Source organism: Kurthia zopfii (genome assembly GCF_003143955.1).
Classification (GTDB): Bacteria; Bacillota; Bacilli; order Bacillales_A; family Planococcaceae; genus Kurthia; species Kurthia zopfii.
Genome location: NZ_QFVS01000020.1, coordinates 15,187 through 34,209, shown reverse-complemented (window position 1 = coordinate 34,209; position 19,023 = coordinate 15,187). Strand labels below are relative to the sequence as shown.

The window sequence follows — 19,023 nt, the reverse complement described above, 5'->3', positions numbered from 1 at the left end:
GTGTTTTCCCTCCTTTAGAAATATATATTCGAATTACATTTCGAATAATTCGATTTCGCCTTCAGACAGTGTTACTACTGCTTTACGACGTTTGTTTGTTAAGCCAGTATGACGGCCAACGCGTTTCTTCTTACCTTTGTAGTTCATGATGTTTACTTTCGCAACTTTCACGCCAAAGATAGTTTCAACTGCGTCTTTAACTTCTGTTTTGTTGGCACGAGTGTCAACTTCAAAAGTGTACTTTTGTTCTGCCATTTGTTCTGAAGAAAGCTCAGTAATGACAGGACGTTTTAATACTTCACGTGCTTCCATTAACCAAGCACCTCCTCAATTTTTTCTACAGCTGATTTAGTCATTACAACTGTTCCGTGACCTACTAAGTCAAGAACGTTGATGCCTTCAGCCGTTAATACTGTTACACCAGGGATATTACGAGCAGCTAGTGCTACGTTTTCTTCTTGTGTTCCAGTAACAAATAACGCTTTTGTTTCAATTTTAAGATCTGTAATTACTTTTACAAAGTCTTTAGTTTTAGGCGCATCTAATGTAAGAGCATCTAATACTACTAGTTCAGTATCTACAACTTTAGCTGATAATACTGATTTAAGTGCTAAACGACGAACTTTTCTTGGAAGTTTGTATGCATAGCTACGTGGAGTTGGACCGAATACGATACCACCACCGCGCCATTGTGGAGAGCGGATTGAACCTTGACGAGCACGACCTGTACCCTTTTGACGCCATGGTTTACGACCACCACCTGCAACTTCAGAACGATTTTTAACTTTATGAGTACCTTGGCGTAGTGAAGCGCGTTGAGCGATTACTGCGTCAAATACAACATTTTCGTTTGGTTCGATTCCGAAGATTGCATCGTTTAATTCGATTTCGCCTACAGAAGAACCTGTTTGACTAAGTACGTTAACTTTTGTCATTCCTGTTTCCTCCTTTCTTCGGATAATTAGTTAGCTTTAATAGCAGTTTTAACTGTTACTAATGCTTTTTTAGAACCAGGAACATTACCTTTTACTAATAGTAGGTTACGTTCAACATCAACCTTAACGATTGCTAAGTTTTGAATTGTTACAACAGTACCACCCATTTGACCAGGTAATTTCTTTTGTTTGAACACGCGGTTCGGAGCAACTGGACCCATTGAACCAGGACGACGGTGGTAACGAGAACCATGTGACATAGGGCCGCGAGATTGTCCGTGACGTTTAATAACACCTTGGAAACCTTTACCTTTTGTTACACCTGTTACATCAACTACATCGCCTTCTGCGAAAATTTCAACTTTGACTTCTTGACCAACTTCATACTCGGCTAAGTCTGCATTGCGAATTTCGCGAATGAAGCGCTTAGGAGCAGTGTTAGCTTTTGAAACATGTCCTTTAGAAGGTTTGTTAGCAAGCTTTTCGCGCTTGTCTTCAAAACCTAATTGGATTGCCTCATAACCATCAGTTTCGACTGATTTCTTTTGTAGAACTACGTTTGGAGTAGCCTCGATAACAGTCACTGGGATAAGATCACCGTTCTCAGCAAATACTTGCGTCATACCGATTTTTCTTCCTAAGATTCCTTTGGTCATTTGGTCGCACCTCCTATAATTTTTAAAATAATTTTATTTTTTTACCATTAAAGTTTGATTTCAATATCAACGCCAGATGGTAAATCAAGTTTCATTAACGCATCAACAGTTTGTGGTGTTGGGTTAACGATATCGATTAGACGTTTATGAGTACGCATCTCGAATTGTTCACGAGAATCTTTATACTTATGAACCGCACGTAAGATTGTGTATACTGAGCGCTCAGTTGGTAGTGGAATTGGACCTGATACTCCAGCACCTGAACGTTTAGCAGTTTCTACAATTTTTTCAGCGGATTGATCAAGAATTCTGTGATCGTATGCTTTTAAACGGATTCGAATCTGTTGTTTTGCCATTATTTTCCCTCCCTTTTCGCCTATTTCCTAGACAATTCTCCACGAAAATTTTCCGTACACTCGCCATGGCAATGCGGCCGGGTGTGTCGGTAACCTCTCGTTTCATCGCAGTCAAAGACCAACATTCAATATTATACCTAATAACAAGTGAATGTGCAAGTCATTTCAAAAAATACTTTAACGTGTGTGTTTTTTTCTTTTTCATATATAACGACCGCTAATTACAACGCTACCTAGTATATAAAAAATTTAAACAAATTACAATCATAAACTATCTTAAATTATAAAAAGTTTTTTCTGATCCGAGTTTCTTCTATATATAGTAGATGTAATCAAAAAAAGAGATCTGCAAGGTGCGCACCCTACAGATCTCTTCTATAAGTTAATAACTACTTCTTATGAAAGAAGAATTATTTTACGATTGTTGCTACAACGCCAGCGCCTACAGTACGGCCACCTTCACGGATTGAGAACTTAGTACCTTCTTCGATAGCGATTGGGTGGATAAGTTCAACGTTCATTTCAACGTTGTCACCAGGCATTACCATTTCAACGCCTTCTGGAAGTGCAACTACACCAGTTACGTCAGTTGTACGGAAGTAGAACTGAGGACGGTAGTTAGTGAAGAATGGAGTGTGACGTCCACCTTCTTCTTTTGATAAAACATAAACTTCAGCTTTGAAGTTAGTGTGTGGAGTGATTGTACCTGGTTTAGCAAGTACTTGTCCACGTTGGATATCTTCACGTGAAACACCACGTAGAAGAGCACCAATGTTATCGCCAGCTTCAGCGTAATCTAATAATTTACGGAACATCTCAACACCTGTAACAGTTGTTTGAGGAGTTTCTTCAGCGATACCAACGATGTCGATAACGTCGCCGACTTTAACTTGTCCACGTTCAACACGGCCAGTTGCTACTGTACCACGACCAGTGATAGAGAATACATCCTCTACTGGCATCATGAATGGTTTGTCAGTTTGACGTTCTGGAGTTGGGATGTAAGAATCTACAGCAGCCATTAATTCAACGATTGCTTCTTCCCATTTTTCTTCGCCTTCAAGAGCTTTAAGAGCTGAACCTTTGATTACAGGAACATCGTCGCCTGGGAAATCGTATTCAGATAATAAGTCACGAACTTCCATTTCAACTAATTCAAGTAATTCTTCGTCATCAACCATGTCGCATTTGTTTAAGAATACTACTAGGTAAGGAACACCTACTTGACGAGATAAAAGGATGTGTTCACGAGTTTGTGGCATTGGGCCATCAGCAGCAGATACTACTAAGATACCGCCGTCCATTTGAGCAGCACCAGTGATCATGTTTTTAACGTAATCGGCGTGTCCTGGGCAATCTACGTGAGCGTAGTGACGAGATTCAGTTTCGTATTCGATGTGAGAAGTGTTGATTGTGATACCGCGTTCTTTTTCTTCTGGTGCGTTATCGATTTGAGCGTAAGATTTTGCTTCTCCGCCCATTTTTTTTGCAAGAACTGTAGCGATTGCAGCAGTTAATGTAGTTTTACCATGGTCAACGTGTCCGATTGTACCAATGTTAGCATGTGTTTTAGAACGGTCGAATTTTTCTTTAGCCATTTTAAATGTGCCTCCTAAGGGTTATAAGTTATTTTAGTTTTATAGTAATAACTTTCGATTGGATAGGGCCCTACCCAACCAAAAATCATCGCTTACAAGATAGTTATACTTTATTACAGTGGAAAATTCAATTAAAAATAATTAAATTATTCACCTTTATGTTTCTTGATGATTTCTTCAGAAACAGATTTTGGTACTTCTTCGTAATGATCGAATACCATTGAGAATGTACCACGGCCTTGCGTTGCTGAACGTAAAGTTGTTGCATAACCGAACATTTCAGCAAGTGGAACCATTGCACGAACTACTTGAGCGTTACCGCGAGCTTCCATACCCTCAACGCGTCCGCGACGAGCAGTAATGTTACCCATGATATCACCAAGGTATTCTTCTGGCATTACAACTTCAACTTTCATAACTGGTTCTAAAAGAACTGGGTTACAAGCAGTCGCAGCTTTCTTAACTGCTAGAGAAGCAGCTACTTTGAATGCCATTTCGTTTGAATCGACGTCATGGTATGAACCGTCGTATAAACGAGTTTTAACGTCGATTAGTGGGAATCCAGCTAATACACCGTTAGCTAAAGAGTCTCTTAATCCAGCTTCGATAGCAGGGATGTATTCACGAGGAACTACACCACCAACGATACCGTTTTCGAATTCAAAACCTTTACCTTCTTCGTTTGGAGAGAACTCAACCCATACGTCACCGTATTGACCGCGACCACCAGATTGACGAGTAAATTTACCTTGAACTTGAGCCGATTGACGGAAAGTTTCGCGGTAAGATACTTGTGGAGCACCTACGTTAGCTTCAACGCGGAATTCGCGTTTCATACGATCAACTAAGATATCTAAGTGAAGTTCACCCATACCTGAGATGATTGTTTGGCCAGTTTCAGTGTCTGTGTGTGCACGGAAAGTTGGATCTTCTTCTTGAAGTTTTTGTAAAGCTTGGCCCATTTTATCTTGGTCAGCTTTAGATTTTGGTTCTACAGAAAGTGAGATTACAGGCTCAGGGAATTCCATAGACTCAAGAATAACTAGAGATTTCTCATCACATAGAGTATCACCAGTAGTTGTAGCTTTTAGGCCTACAGCTGCTGCGATATCGCCTGCGTATACGCATTCGATTTCTTCACGAGAGTTAGCGTGCATTTGTAGGATACGACCTACGCGTTCACGTTTACCTTTAGTTGAGTTTTGTACGTATGAACCTGAGTTTAGAACACCAGAATAAACACGGAAGAAAGTTAATTTACCAACATAAGGGTCAGTCATAACTTTGAACGCTAGTGCTGAGAATGGCTCGTCATCAGATGAGTGACGTACGATATCTTCGTCTCCTTCGATAGATGTACCTGTAATAGATTCAACATCTGTTGGAGCTGGTAGGTAGTCAATTACTGCATCAAGCATTAATTGAACACCTTTGTTTTTGAATGCTGTACCACATACAACCGGATAGAACTCTACAGATAGAGTAGCTTTACGGATTGCAGCTTTTAACTCAGGGATTGAAATTTCTTCACCCGCAAAGTATTTTTCCATTAGATCTTCATCTAATTCAGCAACAGCTTCGATTAATTTTTCGCGATATTCTTGTGCTTGAGCTAAGTTTTCCTCAGGGATTTCTTTAATCTCAGCGTTAGAACCATCATCGCCCTCTTTGTAGAAGATAGCGTTCATTTCTACAAGGTCAATGATTGCGTGGAACTCATCTTCAGCACCGATAGGTAATTGAATAGGATGAGCGTTAGCTTCTAAACGTTCTTTTAAAGTACCTACTGAGTAAAGGAAGTTAGCACCGATTTTGTCCATTTTGTTAATGAAAACAAGACGTGGAACACCATATGTTGTAGCTTGACGCCATACAGTTTCAGTTTGTGGTTCTACACCAGATTGAGCATCTAGTACAGTTACCGCACCATCAAGTACACGAAGTGAACGTTCAACTTCAACAGTGAAGTCTACGTGTCCTGGAGTATCGATGATGTTTACACGGTGGCCTTTCCATTGAGCTGTTGTAGCAGCAGAAGTGATTGTAATACCACGTTCTTGTTCTTGCTCCATCCAGTCCATTTGAGAAGCGCCTTCGTGAGTTTCACCAATTTTGTGAATCTTACCTGTGTAATAAAGGATACGCTCAGTTGTTGTTGTTTTACCAGCATCAATGTGAGCCATGATTCCGATATTACGAGTGTTCTCTAATGAGAATTCTCTAGTCATGCGGTATTTCTCCCTTCATAATGGATTAAGATATTTTTAAGCTTACCAACGGTAGTGAGCGAATGCTTTGTTCGCTTCTGCCATTTTGTGCATATCTTCACGTTTTTTAACTGACGCACCAGTGTTGTTAGAAGCGTCAAGAATTTCATTAGCAAGACGTTCTTCCATTGTTTTTTCGCCACGAAGACGAGAGTAGTTTACTAAGTAACGAAGACCTAAAGTAGTACGACGTTCTGGACGTACTTCTACTGGTACTTGGTAGTTTGCACCACCGACACGACGAGCGCGTACTTCAAGTACAGGCATTACGTTGTTTAAAGCTGCATCAAATACTTCTAAAGCGTCTTGACCAGAGCGTTCTTTCACTAATTCGAAAGCTCCGTATAAGATTTTTTGAGAAGTACCTCTTTTACCATCGACCATCATTTTGTTGATTAAACGAGTTACTAGTTTCGAATTATAAATTGGATCTGGTAACACGTCACGTTTGGAAACAGGACCTTTACGAGGCATGTGTTTTCCTCCTTTCAAATCTAACTATATTATTATTTTTTTTCTTTTGGTTTTTTAGCACCGTATAATGAACGAGATTGCATACGACCTTGTACTGCTGCTGTATCAAGAGCACCACGTACAACATGGTAGCGAACCCCCGGTAAATCTTTTACGCGTCCGCCACGGATAAGAACAACACTGTGTTCTTGTAAGTTGTGACCTTCACCAGGGATATAAGCGTTAACTTCGATTTGGTTAGTTAAACGCACACGAGCGTACTTACGTAACGCTGAGTTTGGTTTTTTAGGTGTCATTGTACCAACACGTGTACAAACACCACGTTTTTGTGGTGAGTTAACATCTGTTAAAGCTTTTGCAAAGCTGTTATAACTTTTGTTAAGTGCTGGAGATTTTGATTTCTTACTTTTGGATTGACGAGGCTTACGTACTAATTGGTTAATTGTAGGCATCGATTCTTCCTCCTCTCATACTTGCATTTTAATACCACACATCCAGGTGGTTCATTTTTGGGTAAAAAACAAAGCCTTCGCATGATCAGTGCAAAAACTAATCTCAATACTAATATCGTTTATCATATGCTCTAATGATGAAATACTCCACCAGATAAGCGGCTGGACCTAATGCAACGGGAACACCAATTCTATGTGCTACTAGTCGCACCGCATGCGTGGTCATTCGATCGTGTGCATTTAGAGACTCAACATCTTCTCATATGACCAACAAATATCAATTACTGTTTGTAATAACCCTGTCTGTTGCTTTTTTCCGTAAGAAAATTTGCATATCCTTCGAAATGATAGACAGACAACTATCAACCTAAAATATATTATCATTCTATAGGCTGACTGTCAATACAAAACAATAAAAACCGAGGGAATTAATTCCCTCGGTTTTATAAAAGTTATTCAGCTGTAACTGTTTCTTCAACTTTTTGTTCATCGTCACCGGCAATTTTAATTTGACGGTAGCGTTGCATACCTGTACCAGCTGGAACAAGTTTACCAAGAATAACATTCTCTTTAAGACCAAGTAACTCATCACGTTTACCTTTAATTGCAGCGTCTGTAAGAACACGAGTTGTTTCTTGGAACGATGCAGCAGATAAGAATGATTCTGTTTCTAGAGATGCTTTTGTAATACCTAGGATTACTGGAGTACATGTAGCTGGGATCTTACCTTCGCTAATGACTGGTCCATTTGCAGCATAGAATTGGTGAATATCAAGAAGTGAACCTGGTAATAAATCAGTATCCCCAGCTTCGATTACACGTACTTTACGTAGCATTTGACGAACCATCACTTCGATGTGTTTATCGCCAATTTCTACACCTTGCATACGGTAAACTTTTTGTACTTCTTTTAATAGATATTCTTCAACAGTAGAAACATCTGTTACTTTAAGAAGTTGTTTCGGATCGATTGAACCTTCTGTAAGGATTTGGCCGTGACCAACTTCGTCATTAATTTGAACTTTAATACGAGCGTTGTATGGCGCTAAATATTTACGAGATTCAATTGAACTTGTAACGGTAATCTCTTTTTGACCTTCACGGATTTCCTCAATTTCAGTAACAATACCAGTGATTTCACTGATAACTGCTTGACCTTTAGGATTACGCGCTTCGAAGATCTCTTGGATACGAGGAAGACCTTGTGTGATATCGGCACCGGCAACCCCACCTGTATGGAAAGTACGCATCGTTAACTGTGTACCTGGCTCACCGATTGATTGAGCTGCGATGATACCTACAGCTTCACCAACTTCAACTTTGTCTCCTGTAGCTAAGTTCATACCGTAACATTTTTTACAAACACCGTGTTTAGTATTACAAGTGAATGCAGAGCGAATTGTAACTACTTCAATACCAGCTTCATCAATTTGACGACCTAGTTCTTGTGTAATTAATTCGTTACGAGCAACGATTACTTCATTAGTTTCAGGATGGCGAATTGTTTTCTTAGCGTAACGTCCTAATACACGTTCATCTAATGCTTCAATTACTTCCGTACCTTCTTTTAATGATGAAATCGTTAAGCCGCGGTCAGTACCACAATCATCTTCACGGACAATTACATCTTGTGCAACGTCAACTAGACGACGAGTAAGGTAACCTGAATCGGCTGTTTTAAGCGCTGTATCGGCAAGACCTTTACGAGCACCATGGGTAGAGATGAAGTATTCTAATACCGTTAAACCTTCACGGAATGAAGATTTGATTGGTAATTCGATAATACGACCAGCCGGGTTGGCCATTAGACCACGCATACCAGCTAGCTGAGTGAAGTTTGATGCGTTACCACGCGCTCCAGAGTCACTCATCATGAAGATTGGGTTTTCAGAAGGTAGTGAACGCATTAGACGAGCTTGAATCTCATCTTTCGCAGCACCCCAGAATGAAATAACACGATCATAACGTTCTTCATCTGTGATCAATCCACGACGGAATTGTTTTTGAACTTTATCTACTTGCTCTTGAGCTTCTCCAAGAATCTCTTGTTTGTCTGGAAGTACGATGATATCTGAGATACCAATTGAAATACCAGCTTTAGTAGAGTACTTGAATCCAAGATCTTTCATGCGGTCTAACATTACAGATGTTTCTGTGATGTGGTAGCGCGCGAATACTTCAGCGATTACATTACCTAAGAATTTCTTAGTGAATGGTTTAACAACATCTTGCTCTGCAAGATGTTCTTTAATATTCGTTGTAGTCGGCACGAAGAAGTGATCTGGAGTGCCTAATAAGTTTTCGTTAGAAGGTTCGTTGATGAATGGGAAGTTCTCATCAAGAATCTCATTAAAGATAATTTTACCAACCGAAGTTAATAATAATTTTTCGTTTTGCTCAGCAGTAAATGTATTGTTGTTTAATGATGAAGCTTTGATTGCAACACGAGTGTGTAAATGCACTTCGTTGTTTTGGTAAGCGATCATTAATTCTTCAGCATCAGTAAATACAGTACCTTCACCCGGTGCAGCTTTACGTTCTAAAGTTAGGTAGTAGTTACCTAGTACCATATCTTGAGAAGGAGTTACAACTGGTTTACCATCTTTAGGGTTCAAGATGTTTTGAGCAGCTAACATTAATAGACGTGCTTCAGCTTGTGCTTCAGCAGAAAGTGGAACATGGACCGCCATTTGGTCACCATCAAAGTCAGCGTTATAAGCTGTACATACTAGAGGGTGAAGACGGATTGCTTTACCTTCGATTAATGTTGGTTCGAAAGCTTGAATACCAAGTCTGTGTAGCGTCGGTGCACGGTTAAGTAGTACTGGGTGTTCGCGAATGATTTCTTCAAGTACATCCCATACATCTTCATGCATGCGTTCGATTTTACGTTTTGCAGATTTAATATTGTGAGCTAAACCGCGGCCAACTAATTCTTTCATTAGGAAAGGTTTGAATAGTTCGATTGCCATACCTTTTGGAAGACCACATTGGTACATTTTTAAAGATGGACCAACTACGATTACAGAACGACCAGAGTAATCGACACGTTTACCAAGTAAGTTTTGACGGAAACGACCTTGTTTACCTTTTAACATATGTGAAAGAGATTTAAGTGGACGGTTACCAGGACCAGTAACAGGACGGCCACGACGACCATTATCGATTAAAGCATCTACAGCTTCTTGAAGCATGCGTTTTTCGTTTTGAACGATAATGCCAGGAGCTCCAAGATCTAATAAACGTTTTAGACGGTTGTTACGGTTAATAACACGACGGTATAAATCATTTAAATCAGAAGTTGCGAAACGACCACCATCAAGTTGTACCATTGGACGTAATTCTGGTGGAATTACTGGTAGTACATCTAGGATCATCCATTCAGGACGGTTACCAGAGTGACGGAATGATTCTACTACTTCAAGACGTTTGATCGCACGAGTACGACGTTGACCTTGAGCAGTTTCTAATTCTGCTTTTAATGTTTCTGTTTCTTTATCAAGATCGATTTCACGTAATAAATCTTTAATAGCTTCTGCACCCATTGCTGCTTTGAATGTAGAGCCGAATTTTTCACGGTAAGCACGATATTCTTTTTCAGAAAGTAATTGTTTTTTCTCAAGTGGTGTATCAGCAGCCTCAATTACTACATAAGAAGCAAAGTAAATTACTTCTTCAAGTGAACGAGGTGACATATCAAGGATTAGACCCATACGAGATGGAATACCTTTGAAATACCAAATATGTGATACTGGTGCTGCTAATTCGATGTGACCCATACGTTCACGACGAACTTTCGCACGTGTTACTTCTACTCCACAACGGTCACAAACTACGCCTTTATAACGTACGCGTTTGTATTTACCACAGTGACATTCCCAGTCCTTAGTTGGTCCGAAAATACGTTCACAGAATAAACCATCTTTCTCTGGTTTAAGTGTACGGTAGTTGATTGTTTCTGGCTTTTTAACTTCCCCATAAGACCATGAGCGGATTTTATCTGGTGAAGCTAATCCGATTTTCATATACTCAAAATTATTAACGTCTATCAAGGAGCCTACCTCCCTTATTCTGAAGTCTATTTGACTTATAAATTAGCTCGACGATTGATTTTTATAGATAAAATTGGAATTAGGACAAGCCCGATTAACGGTCCTGTCCAATTTCCATCAAAAATCTTAATTAGTTTTCTTGTGATGTTGCAGACTTAGCATCTGATTCATCTTTCGGAAGAATATTAAGTGCTTCATTTTGAGAATTTTCTTCATCCTCATCTAAATCACGTAATTCTACTTCTTCGTCATTGATGTTCAACATTTTCACATCTAAACCTAAAGATTGTAATTCTTTAATTAATACTTTGAATGATTCTGGAACACCTGGTTCTGGAACGCTGTCGCCTTTTACGATTGCTTCGTAAGTTTTAACACGACCAACAACATCATCCGATTTAACTGTTAGGATTTCTTGAAGTGTGTGCGCTGCACCATATGCTTCAAGAGCCCAAACTTCCATCTCACCGAAACGTTGTCCACCGAATTGCGCTTTACCACCTAATGGTTGTTGCGTAACTAGTGAGTACGGTCCAGTAGAACGAGCGTGAAGTTTATCATCAACCATGTGGGCAAGTTTGATCATATACATAACCCCAACTGATACACGGTTGTCTAATGGTTCACCTGAGCGACCATCATAAAGAACTGATTTACCATCACGGTTCATACCAGCTTCTTCCATTGTTTTCCATACGTCGTCATCTGAAGCACCATCAAATACTGGACTAGCCATGTGAACGCCTAAGTAACGAGCAGCCATACCTAAATGAAGCTCTAATACTTGTCCGATGTTCATACGAGATGGTACACCTAGTGGGTTTAACATGATGTCGACTGGAGTTCCGTCTGGAAGATACGGCATATCTTCTTCTGGAAGGATACGAGAGATAACACCTTTGTTACCATGTCGTCCGGCCATTTTGTCACCAACGCGAATTTTACGTTTTTGAACAATATAAACACGAACTAATTGGTTAACGCCTGGAGATAACTCGTCGCCATCTTCACGGTTGAAGACTTTAACGTCAAGAACGATACCACCTGCACCATGAGGTACACGTAATGAAGTATCGCGAACTTCACGCGCTTTTTCACCGAAGATTGCATGTAATAGACGTTCTTCAGCAGTTAATTCTGTAACACCTTTAGGAGTTACTTTACCAACTAGAATATCGCCATCATTTACTTCAGCACCGATGCGGATGATTCCACGTTCGTCAAGGTTACGAAGAGCTTCTTCGCCGACATTTGGAATGTCACGAGTAATTTCTTCAGGCCCTAATTTAGTGTCACGCGCTTCTGATTCATATTCTTCAATATGAACTGAAGTGTAAACGTCGTCTTTTACAAGACGTTCGTTCATGATTACAGCATCCTCATAGTTATAACCATTCCAAGTCATGAACGCTACTACTACGTTACGACCTAATGCAAGCTCACCTTTTTCCATAGAAGGACCATCAGCTAAAATATCACGTGGGTTAACACGATCGCCGACGCTTACTAATGGACGTTGGTTGTAACTTGTACCTTGGTTAGAACGGATGAATTTTTGTAATTTATATTTCGTTAAGTCGCCTTGTACTTCTTTTCCATCTACTTCTTCAATACGACGGATATGAATTGAACGTGCTTCAACATGTTCAACGATACCAGTGTATTTAGCGATAACAGCCGCACCAGAGTCACGAGCGTCTACGTGTTCCATACCTGTACCTACGAAAGGAGCTTCAGGATTTAATAAAGGAACAGCTTGACGTTGCATGTTGGCACCCATAAGCGCACGGTTTGAGTCATCATTTTCTAAGAATGGAATACAAGCTGTGGCAGCAGAAACTACTTGTTTTGGAGATACGTCCATGTAGTCAATTGAGTTACGTTTGAATACTGAGTTATCGCCACGGAAACGGCCAACAACTTCGTCTTCTGTAAATGTGAAGTCTTCATTTAATAAAGAGTTCGCTTGAGCTACTACGTAATTATCTTCTTCATCAGCAGTTAAATAATCAATATGCTTCGTAATTTTTCCAGTTTCAGGGTCAACACGACGATATGGCGTTTCGATGAAACCGAATTTATTTACTTTTGCATATGAAGATAATGAGTTAATTAATCCAATGTTCGGACCCTCTGGTGTTTCGATTGGACACATACGGCCATAGTGAGAGTAGTGAACGTCACGTACTTCGAAACCAGCACGTTCACGTGTTAAACCACCAGGTCCTAATGCAGATAGACGACGTTTGTGCGTTAATTCTGCAAGTGGATTCGTTTGGTCCATGAATTGAGACAATTGAGAACTACCGAAGAATTCTTTAATTGAAGCAATTACCGGGCGAATATTGATTAATTGTTGTGGAACGATTGATTCAGTGTCATTGATCGACATACGTTCACGTACAACACGTTCCATACGAGATAGACCGATACGGAATTGGTTTTGCAGAAGCTCACCAACAGAACGTAAACGACGGTTACCTAGGTGGTCAATGTCATCTGTGTCGCCCACACCATATAATAAGTTAAAGAAATAAGAAACAGATGCTACAACGTCTGCTGGAGTGATATTTTTCACTTCATCATCGATGTATGCGTTACTGATTACTTTGATTTCTTTTTGTGATTCATCATTTGGAGCGTAGATTTTAATTTCTTGTACTAATACATCGCCTTCAATTACGCCACCAATTTTAGAAAGTGTTTTGAAACCTACTCCATTTTCTAAGTTAGGGATAATTTTGTCTAGGACACGACGGTCTATGACAGTACCTTTTTCCACTAAAATTTCGCCTGTTTCAGGATCAACCAATGTTTCAGCAATTGTTTGATTGAATAGACGGTTTTTAATGTGAAGTTTTTTGTTCATTTTGTAACGACCTACAGCTGCTAAATCGTAGCGTTTTGGGTCGAAGAAGCGAGAATATAATAAGTTTTTAGCACTTTCTACTGTTGGTGGTTCACCAGGACGTAGACGCTCATAGATTTCTAATAGCGCTTTTTCAGTGCTTTCTGTATTATCTTTCTCTAAAGTGTTACGTAAGTATTCATTATCACCGATTAAATCAATGATTTCTTGATCTGAAGCAAAACCTAAAGCACGTAAAAGTACTGTTACCGGTAATTTACGAGTACGGTCGATACGAACATGTACTACATCTTTCGCATCTGTTTCATATTCAAGCCATGCACCACGGTTAGGAATTACAGTTGCACCAAAACCTTTTTTACCGTTTTTGTCTGTTTTATCGTGATAATATACACTTGGTGATCTTACTAATTGGGAAACGATAACGCGCTCTGCGCCATTAATAATGAAAGTACCAGTTTCAGTCATCAATGGGAAATCACCCATGAATACTTCTTGTTCTTTCACGTCTCCTGTTTCTTTGTTATGCAAACGTACTTTTACACGCAATGGTGCGGCAAAAGTTGCGTCGCGTTGTTTACATTCATCGACATCATATTTCGGATCTCCAAGACCATAGTCGACGAATTCAAGTGATAAATTTCCAGTGAAGTCTTCGATTGGTGAGATGTCATGAAACATTTCACGTAATCCTTCTTCAAGGAACCACTCGTTTGAAGTGCTTTGAATCTCAATAAGATTCGGAAGTTCTAGCACCTCTTTAATACGCGCGAAGCTTCTACGCTGGCGGTGTTGTCCGTACTGAACTAGTTGACCTGTCAACTCATTCACCCCTCAATAAAGCGATAATAGGTCTTTCAAAAACCTTACATTTAATGTATGATTTGAAAGACAAAAAAGAAAACGAGTTCAAAAAAATCTTTTTGGAGCTCATTCTCGTTTAACCAAACTAAAAATTGCTTACCTTTTTGTCGTTAAACAACAAAAAGACATACCTATGCAATTTAATATTTTTGCATTTTCTTATAATATCATAGCCAATTTGTCAAGTCAATAATTAAATATTGACAAATTATTTAATAGCCTTGATAATCCAGTAGCCTCTAACCTTATCTACAACTTCCACTTTTTTAAACATTTTTGATAAATGATCGAAAGTTGATGGCGCACCTTGTTTTTTCTGGATGACAACCCAAAGTTCACCTTGTTCTATTAAAAGTTCGAATGCACGATCATAGAACTTGAAAATAGTTTCTTTACCTGCTCGAATAGGCGGGTTCGTCAAAACAGCAGCGATTTGATCAGTTTTCACCGTTGAAAGTGCGTCACTCTCATAAATCTGCACATTTTGAACTCCGTTATTCTCCGCGTTTTTCTTTGCCAATTCCATTGCGCGATCATTTACGTCCATCATATGAACTGTACGATCAGGAAATTCTTTCGCAATCGATAACCCAATTGGTCCATAGCCACAACCCACATCTAAAACATCACCCGCAACTTCAGGTAATTCAAAACAATCAATTAAAACACGGGATCCAAAATCTACTTCGCTTTTACTAAAAACCCCTGCATCTGTTTCAAATGTAAATAAATGTCCACGAAGCGTGAAGTTCCATTTACGTGGCTTGCTCTCAACATGAGGGTTTTTCGAATAATAATGTTCTGACATTCCTTCGCCCTCCTTCACATAAAATGAAGAAAAGCTCGTCAATATAAAATATTGACGAGCTTTCAATAATCAATAGAAATTATTTAACTTCTACAGATGCGCCAACTTCTTCAAGTTTAGCTTTGATTTCTTCAGCTTCAGCTGCAGATGCGCCTTCTTTGATTGCTTTAGGAGCGTTATCTACTACTTCTTTAGCTTCTTTAAGACCTAAACCAGTGATTTCGCGAACCACTTTGATTACTTTAATTTTAGAATCACCAGCAGATGTTAATACAACATCAAATTCTGTTTTTTCTTCAGCAGCAGCGCCAGCGCCACCAGCTGCAGCTACAGGAGCAGCTGCAGTTACACCGAATTCTTCTTCGATTGCTTTTACTAAGTCGTTTAATTCTAAAACTGTCATCTCTTTGATTGCAGCTAAGATTTGTTCTTGGTTCATTATGAGTTCCTCCTATTAGGACTAATTTTTTTGTTTTGCATATCTCTATGCGGTGAAGTCTAAGATGCTATTAAGCGCCTTGTTCTTCTTTTTGTTCTGCAACAGCTTTTGTTGCAAGTGCGAAGTTGCGCATTGGTGCTTGTAGAACAGATAAAAGCATAGATAGTAGACCTTCGCGTGATGGAAGTTCTGCAAGAGCTTTGATTTCTTCTACTGAAGCAAGCGTACCTTCGATTAAACCAGCTTTGATTTCTAGTTGTTCGTTTTCTTTCGCGAAGTTGTTGATAATACGGGCAGGAGCGATTACATCTTCAGATGAAAATGCGATTGCGTTCGGGCCTGTTAATGCATGATTAATATCAGCATGACCAACTTCTTCAGCAGCACGACGAACTAAAGTATTTTTGTATACTTTAAATTCAACACCAGCTTCACGTAATTGTTTACGTAGTTCAGTTACTTGTGCAACTGAAAGACCACGGTAGTCAACTACTACTACTGACGCTGCGCCTTTGAATTTCTCAGCGATTTCTTGAACAACAGTTTGTTTAGCTTCAACTGCTTTGCTCATGATTGGACACCTCCTATAAGAATGGGTCACTTATACCGACAAAAGAAAAGCCCCTCACAAAAAAGCGAGGGGCGGGAAATTCATCATCTTAAAAGAGTCTGAGTTCCTTTGCCCTCGGTAGGTTATTAAGTAGTCAATTAAGCTACCCCTACTGTCTATGGTACAAATGGATAATTCACAACGTTGTCTATTTTAGCAATAGATCAACAGCTTGTCAATTAGAAATTATTTAGCGAAAGAAAGAGTATCAAGTTTAATTGATGGACCCATTGTAGTAGTTACATGAACTGACTTCATGTAAACACCTTTCGCAGTTGCAGGTTTAGCTTTAACGATTACATCAACGATTGTTTGGATGTTTTCAGCTAATTTAGCAGCGTCAAATGAAACTTTACCAACTGGAGCGTGTACGATACCGGCTTTATCAGCGCGGTATTCTACTTTACCAGCTTTGATTTCATTGATTGCTTTAGTTACGTCAAAAGTAACTGTACCTGTTTTAGGGTTTGGCATTAAACCTTTAGGTCCTAATACGCGACCAAGTTTACCAACTTCACCCATCATGTCTGGAGTTGCAACGATTACGTCGAAGTCGAACCAGCCACCTTGGATTTTTTGGATAAACTCAGCATCGCCTACGTAATCAGCGCCAGCAGCTTGAGCTTCTTTTACTTTTTCACCTTTAGCGAATACTAGAACTTTTTGAGTTTTACCAGTACCGTTTGGAAGCACTACTGCTCCACGGATTTGTTGGTCGTTTTTACGAGTATCAATGTTTAAGTTGAAAGCAACTTCAACAGTTGCGTCAAAGTTCACTGAACTTGTAGATTTAGATAATTCTGCAGCTTCAGCTACAGAATATGCTGTATTTTTATCTACTAATTTAGCAGCATCTTGTAGTTTTTTACCTTTTTTAGCCATTATAATTTCCTCCTTGATTGTGGTTGTAGCGGAATAAACCTCCCACGAATAAAGGCTGCGAGTTTCAGATGTATGAAAACCTCGCAACCTTCCAAAAAACAATACTTCTCGATCAAGTAATGGGATTAGTCTTCGATAACAATACCCATGCTACGTGCAGTACCTTCTACCATTAGCATAGCAGTTTCAACTGACGATGCATTTAAGTCAGGCATTTTAGTTTCAGCGATTTCGCGAACTTTATCGCGTTTCACTGTAGCTACTTTAACTTTGTTTGGTTCACCAGAACCTGATTTAATACCAGCTGCTACTTTAAGTAACACTGCTGCCGGCGGAGTTTTTGTAATGAATGTGAATGAACGATCTTCAAATACAGAAATCTCTACTGGAATGATTAAACCTGCTTGGTCTTGTGTACGAGCATTGAATTCTTTACAGAATCCCATGATATTTACACCTGCTTGACCTAACGCAGGACCTACTGGTGGAGCCGGATTTGCTTTACCAGCTTCAATTTGAAGTTTTACAACTTTAACAACTTTTTTAGCCACGAGACACACCTCCTTAAGTCCGTGATGTGGTCAAAGGGTTTCCCCTCCCACTCAATATCTGTCTGTCGGCTTATTCCGATAACATTAAAAATTACGGTAGTCACACTCTACAGTCTGACCTTTGAAATGATAACACTTTTATGTTTTTGTGGCAAGTTCTATTTATTAATTAAACTTTTACAACTTGTACAAAATCTAATTCCATAACTGTTTCGCGACCAAACATATCAACGGTTACCTTGATTTTTTGATCATCTGCAATTATTTCTTCAACTACACCTTGGAAATGCGCGAAAGGTCCTTCTAATACCTCTACAAGATCTCCTACAGCGAAATCTAAATCTATTGTTGGGTTGTTTGCTTCCATTTGCTTTAAGATCGACTCTACTTCTTCAGGTAATAAAGGAGTTGGTTTTACCCCACCGCCTGATGAACCGATGAATCCAGTTACACCCGGTGTGTTACGTACTACATACCAAGCATCGTCAGTCATAATTAACTCAACTAACACATAACCTGGGAAAGTTTTACGCATATATACTTTTTTCTTACCATCTTTTACTTCTGTTTCTTGTTCTTCTGGGATAATGACGCGGAAAATTTTATCCGACATTCCCATTGTCTCGATACGTTTTTCAAGGTTTAACTTAACTTTGTTTTCATAACCAGAATACGTATGGACAACATACCAATTTTTCTCCATAGAATTGGACAATTAAGTCCTTTCCCTCCTTTTTTAAGGCAAATGAAAAAACCCGCACACATTACGGGTCCTTTCAAAAATAATAACACTTTTCGTCTATAAATCCAAATACATACGGAATAATTTCGAAATTCCTAAGTCAACTAGCACAAAGAATACAGCCATAAAGATTAACGTAGATACTACAACAAGTGTGTATTTACTTAATTCTTTACGTTTTGGCCAGCTTGTTTTTCGCATTTCAGATAGGACGTCTTTAAAAAACTGCTTTAATTTTGCCATCTAACTAACCTCCGAATAAATAAATCGATCAATCGAATATGTTAACGCGTTTGCTTGTGTAATACATGTTCATCACAATTAGAACAGTATTTTTTTAATTCCATGCGCTTTGAGCTATCTTTAGGTGCTGGTAGGTTATAATTACGCGCACCACATTTCTCGCAGCATAGTACGATTTTATTAGCCATTTTATCACCTTTTTCGGGCATAGTTCTGTTAAAAGAC

18 protein-coding genes and 1 other annotated feature are annotated in these 19,023 nt (G+C 39.2%); all 18 genes read right to left on the bottom strand.

The annotated features are described in order from the left end of the window. Positions 1-33 precede the first annotated feature (33 nt). The 18 genes from rplW to rpmG all read right to left on the bottom strand — a co-directional run bounded on the left by rplW (position 34) and on the right by rpmG (position 18,986). Positions 34-312, bottom strand: a complete 279-nt coding sequence (rplW, locus tag DF281_RS08515; RefSeq protein ID WP_109349831.1) for a 50S ribosomal protein L23 — start codon at positions 310-312, stop codon at positions 34-36. Continuing rightward, entirely contained in the window at positions 312-935 is a 624-nt protein-coding gene (gene rplD / locus DF281_RS08510) for a 50S ribosomal protein L4 (RefSeq protein ID WP_109349830.1), read from the bottom strand. The genes rplW and rplD overlap by 1 nt, the downstream gene beginning before the upstream one ends. A gap of 26 nt (positions 936-961) precedes the next feature. Continuing rightward, a complete protein-coding gene (gene rplC / locus DF281_RS08505; protein ID WP_109349829.1) occupies positions 962-1,591 on the bottom strand; it encodes a 50S ribosomal protein L3 in 630 nt (209 codons plus the stop codon). A gap of 47 nt (positions 1,592-1,638) precedes the next feature. Then, the gene (gene rpsJ / locus DF281_RS08500; RefSeq protein WP_010290418.1) at positions 1,639-1,947 is read right to left on the bottom strand and encodes a 30S ribosomal protein S10; all 309 of its coding nucleotides are present in this window, start codon (positions 1,945-1,947) and stop codon (positions 1,639-1,641) included. A gap of 410 nt (positions 1,948-2,357) precedes the next feature. Further along, positions 2,358-3,545 carry an elongation factor Tu gene (gene tuf / locus DF281_RS08490; RefSeq protein WP_109349828.1) on the bottom strand — a complete coding sequence of 396 codons (1,188 nt, stop codon included), beginning with the start codon at positions 3,543-3,545 and terminating at the stop codon, positions 2,358-2,360. A 146-nt stretch (positions 3,546-3,691) separates the two neighbouring features. Further along, positions 3,692-5,773, bottom strand: coding sequence for an elongation factor G (gene fusA, locus DF281_RS08485; RefSeq protein ID WP_109349827.1), 2,082 nt, complete (start codon positions 5,771-5,773; stop codon positions 3,692-3,694). Between the two features lie 42 nt (positions 5,774-5,815). Then, positions 5,816-6,286, bottom strand: a complete 471-nt coding sequence (gene rpsG, locus DF281_RS08480) for a 30S ribosomal protein S7 (RefSeq protein WP_109349826.1) — start codon at positions 6,284-6,286, stop codon at positions 5,816-5,818. A 32-nt stretch (positions 6,287-6,318) separates the two neighbouring features. Further along, the gene (gene rpsL / locus DF281_RS08475; RefSeq protein WP_109349825.1) at positions 6,319-6,738 is read right to left on the bottom strand and encodes a 30S ribosomal protein S12; all 420 of its coding nucleotides are present in this window, start codon (positions 6,736-6,738) and stop codon (positions 6,319-6,321) included. 452 nt (positions 6,739-7,190) lie between these two features. Next, on the bottom strand, positions 7,191-10,790 hold the full coding sequence (gene rpoC, locus DF281_RS08470) for a DNA-directed RNA polymerase subunit beta' (protein ID WP_109349824.1): 3,600 nt from the start codon (positions 10,788-10,790) through the stop codon (positions 7,191-7,193). A 130-nt stretch (positions 10,791-10,920) separates the two neighbouring features. Beyond that, on the bottom strand, positions 10,921-14,481 hold the full coding sequence (gene rpoB / locus DF281_RS08465) for a DNA-directed RNA polymerase subunit beta (RefSeq protein ID WP_109349823.1): 3,561 nt from the start codon (positions 14,479-14,481) through the stop codon (positions 10,921-10,923). A gap of 250 nt (positions 14,482-14,731) precedes the next feature. After that, positions 14,732-15,331, bottom strand: a complete 600-nt coding sequence (locus tag DF281_RS08460; protein ID WP_109349822.1) for a class I SAM-dependent methyltransferase — start codon at positions 15,329-15,331, stop codon at positions 14,732-14,734. A 79-nt stretch (positions 15,332-15,410) separates the two neighbouring features. Then, positions 15,411-15,770 carry a 50S ribosomal protein L7/L12 gene (gene rplL / locus DF281_RS08455; RefSeq protein ID WP_109349821.1) on the bottom strand — a complete coding sequence of 120 codons (360 nt, stop codon included), beginning with the start codon at positions 15,768-15,770 and terminating at the stop codon, positions 15,411-15,413. Positions 15,771-15,840: 70 nt separating this feature from the next. Continuing rightward, on the bottom strand, positions 15,841-16,341 hold the full coding sequence (rplJ, locus tag DF281_RS08450) for a 50S ribosomal protein L10 (RefSeq protein ID WP_109349820.1): 501 nt from the start codon (positions 16,339-16,341) through the stop codon (positions 15,841-15,843). 34 nt (positions 16,342-16,375) lie between these two features. Next, positions 16,376-16,520: a sequence feature (ribosomal protein L10 leader region), on the bottom strand. A gap of 46 nt (positions 16,521-16,566) precedes the next feature. Next, positions 16,567-17,262 (bottom strand): 50S ribosomal protein L1, encoded by a 696-nt coding sequence (gene rplA, locus DF281_RS08445; RefSeq protein WP_109349819.1) that lies wholly within the window; start codon positions 17,260-17,262, stop codon positions 16,567-16,569. A 125-nt stretch (positions 17,263-17,387) separates the two neighbouring features. Beyond that, positions 17,388-17,813, bottom strand: a complete 426-nt coding sequence (rplK, locus tag DF281_RS08440) for a 50S ribosomal protein L11 (protein ID WP_109349818.1) — start codon at positions 17,811-17,813, stop codon at positions 17,388-17,390. A gap of 169 nt (positions 17,814-17,982) precedes the next feature. After that, complete coding sequence (gene nusG / locus DF281_RS08435; protein ID WP_109349817.1) at positions 17,983-18,516, bottom strand: transcription termination/antitermination protein NusG; 534 nt, start codon at positions 18,514-18,516, stop codon at positions 17,983-17,985. Between the two features lie 96 nt (positions 18,517-18,612). Further along, positions 18,613-18,798, bottom strand: coding sequence for a preprotein translocase subunit SecE (gene secE / locus DF281_RS08430; RefSeq protein ID WP_109349816.1), 186 nt, complete (start codon positions 18,796-18,798; stop codon positions 18,613-18,615). Positions 18,799-18,839: 41 nt separating this feature from the next. Then, a complete protein-coding gene (rpmG, locus tag DF281_RS08425; protein ID WP_109349861.1) occupies positions 18,840-18,986 on the bottom strand; it encodes a 50S ribosomal protein L33 in 147 nt (48 codons plus the stop codon). Positions 18,987-19,023 lie beyond the last annotated feature (37 nt).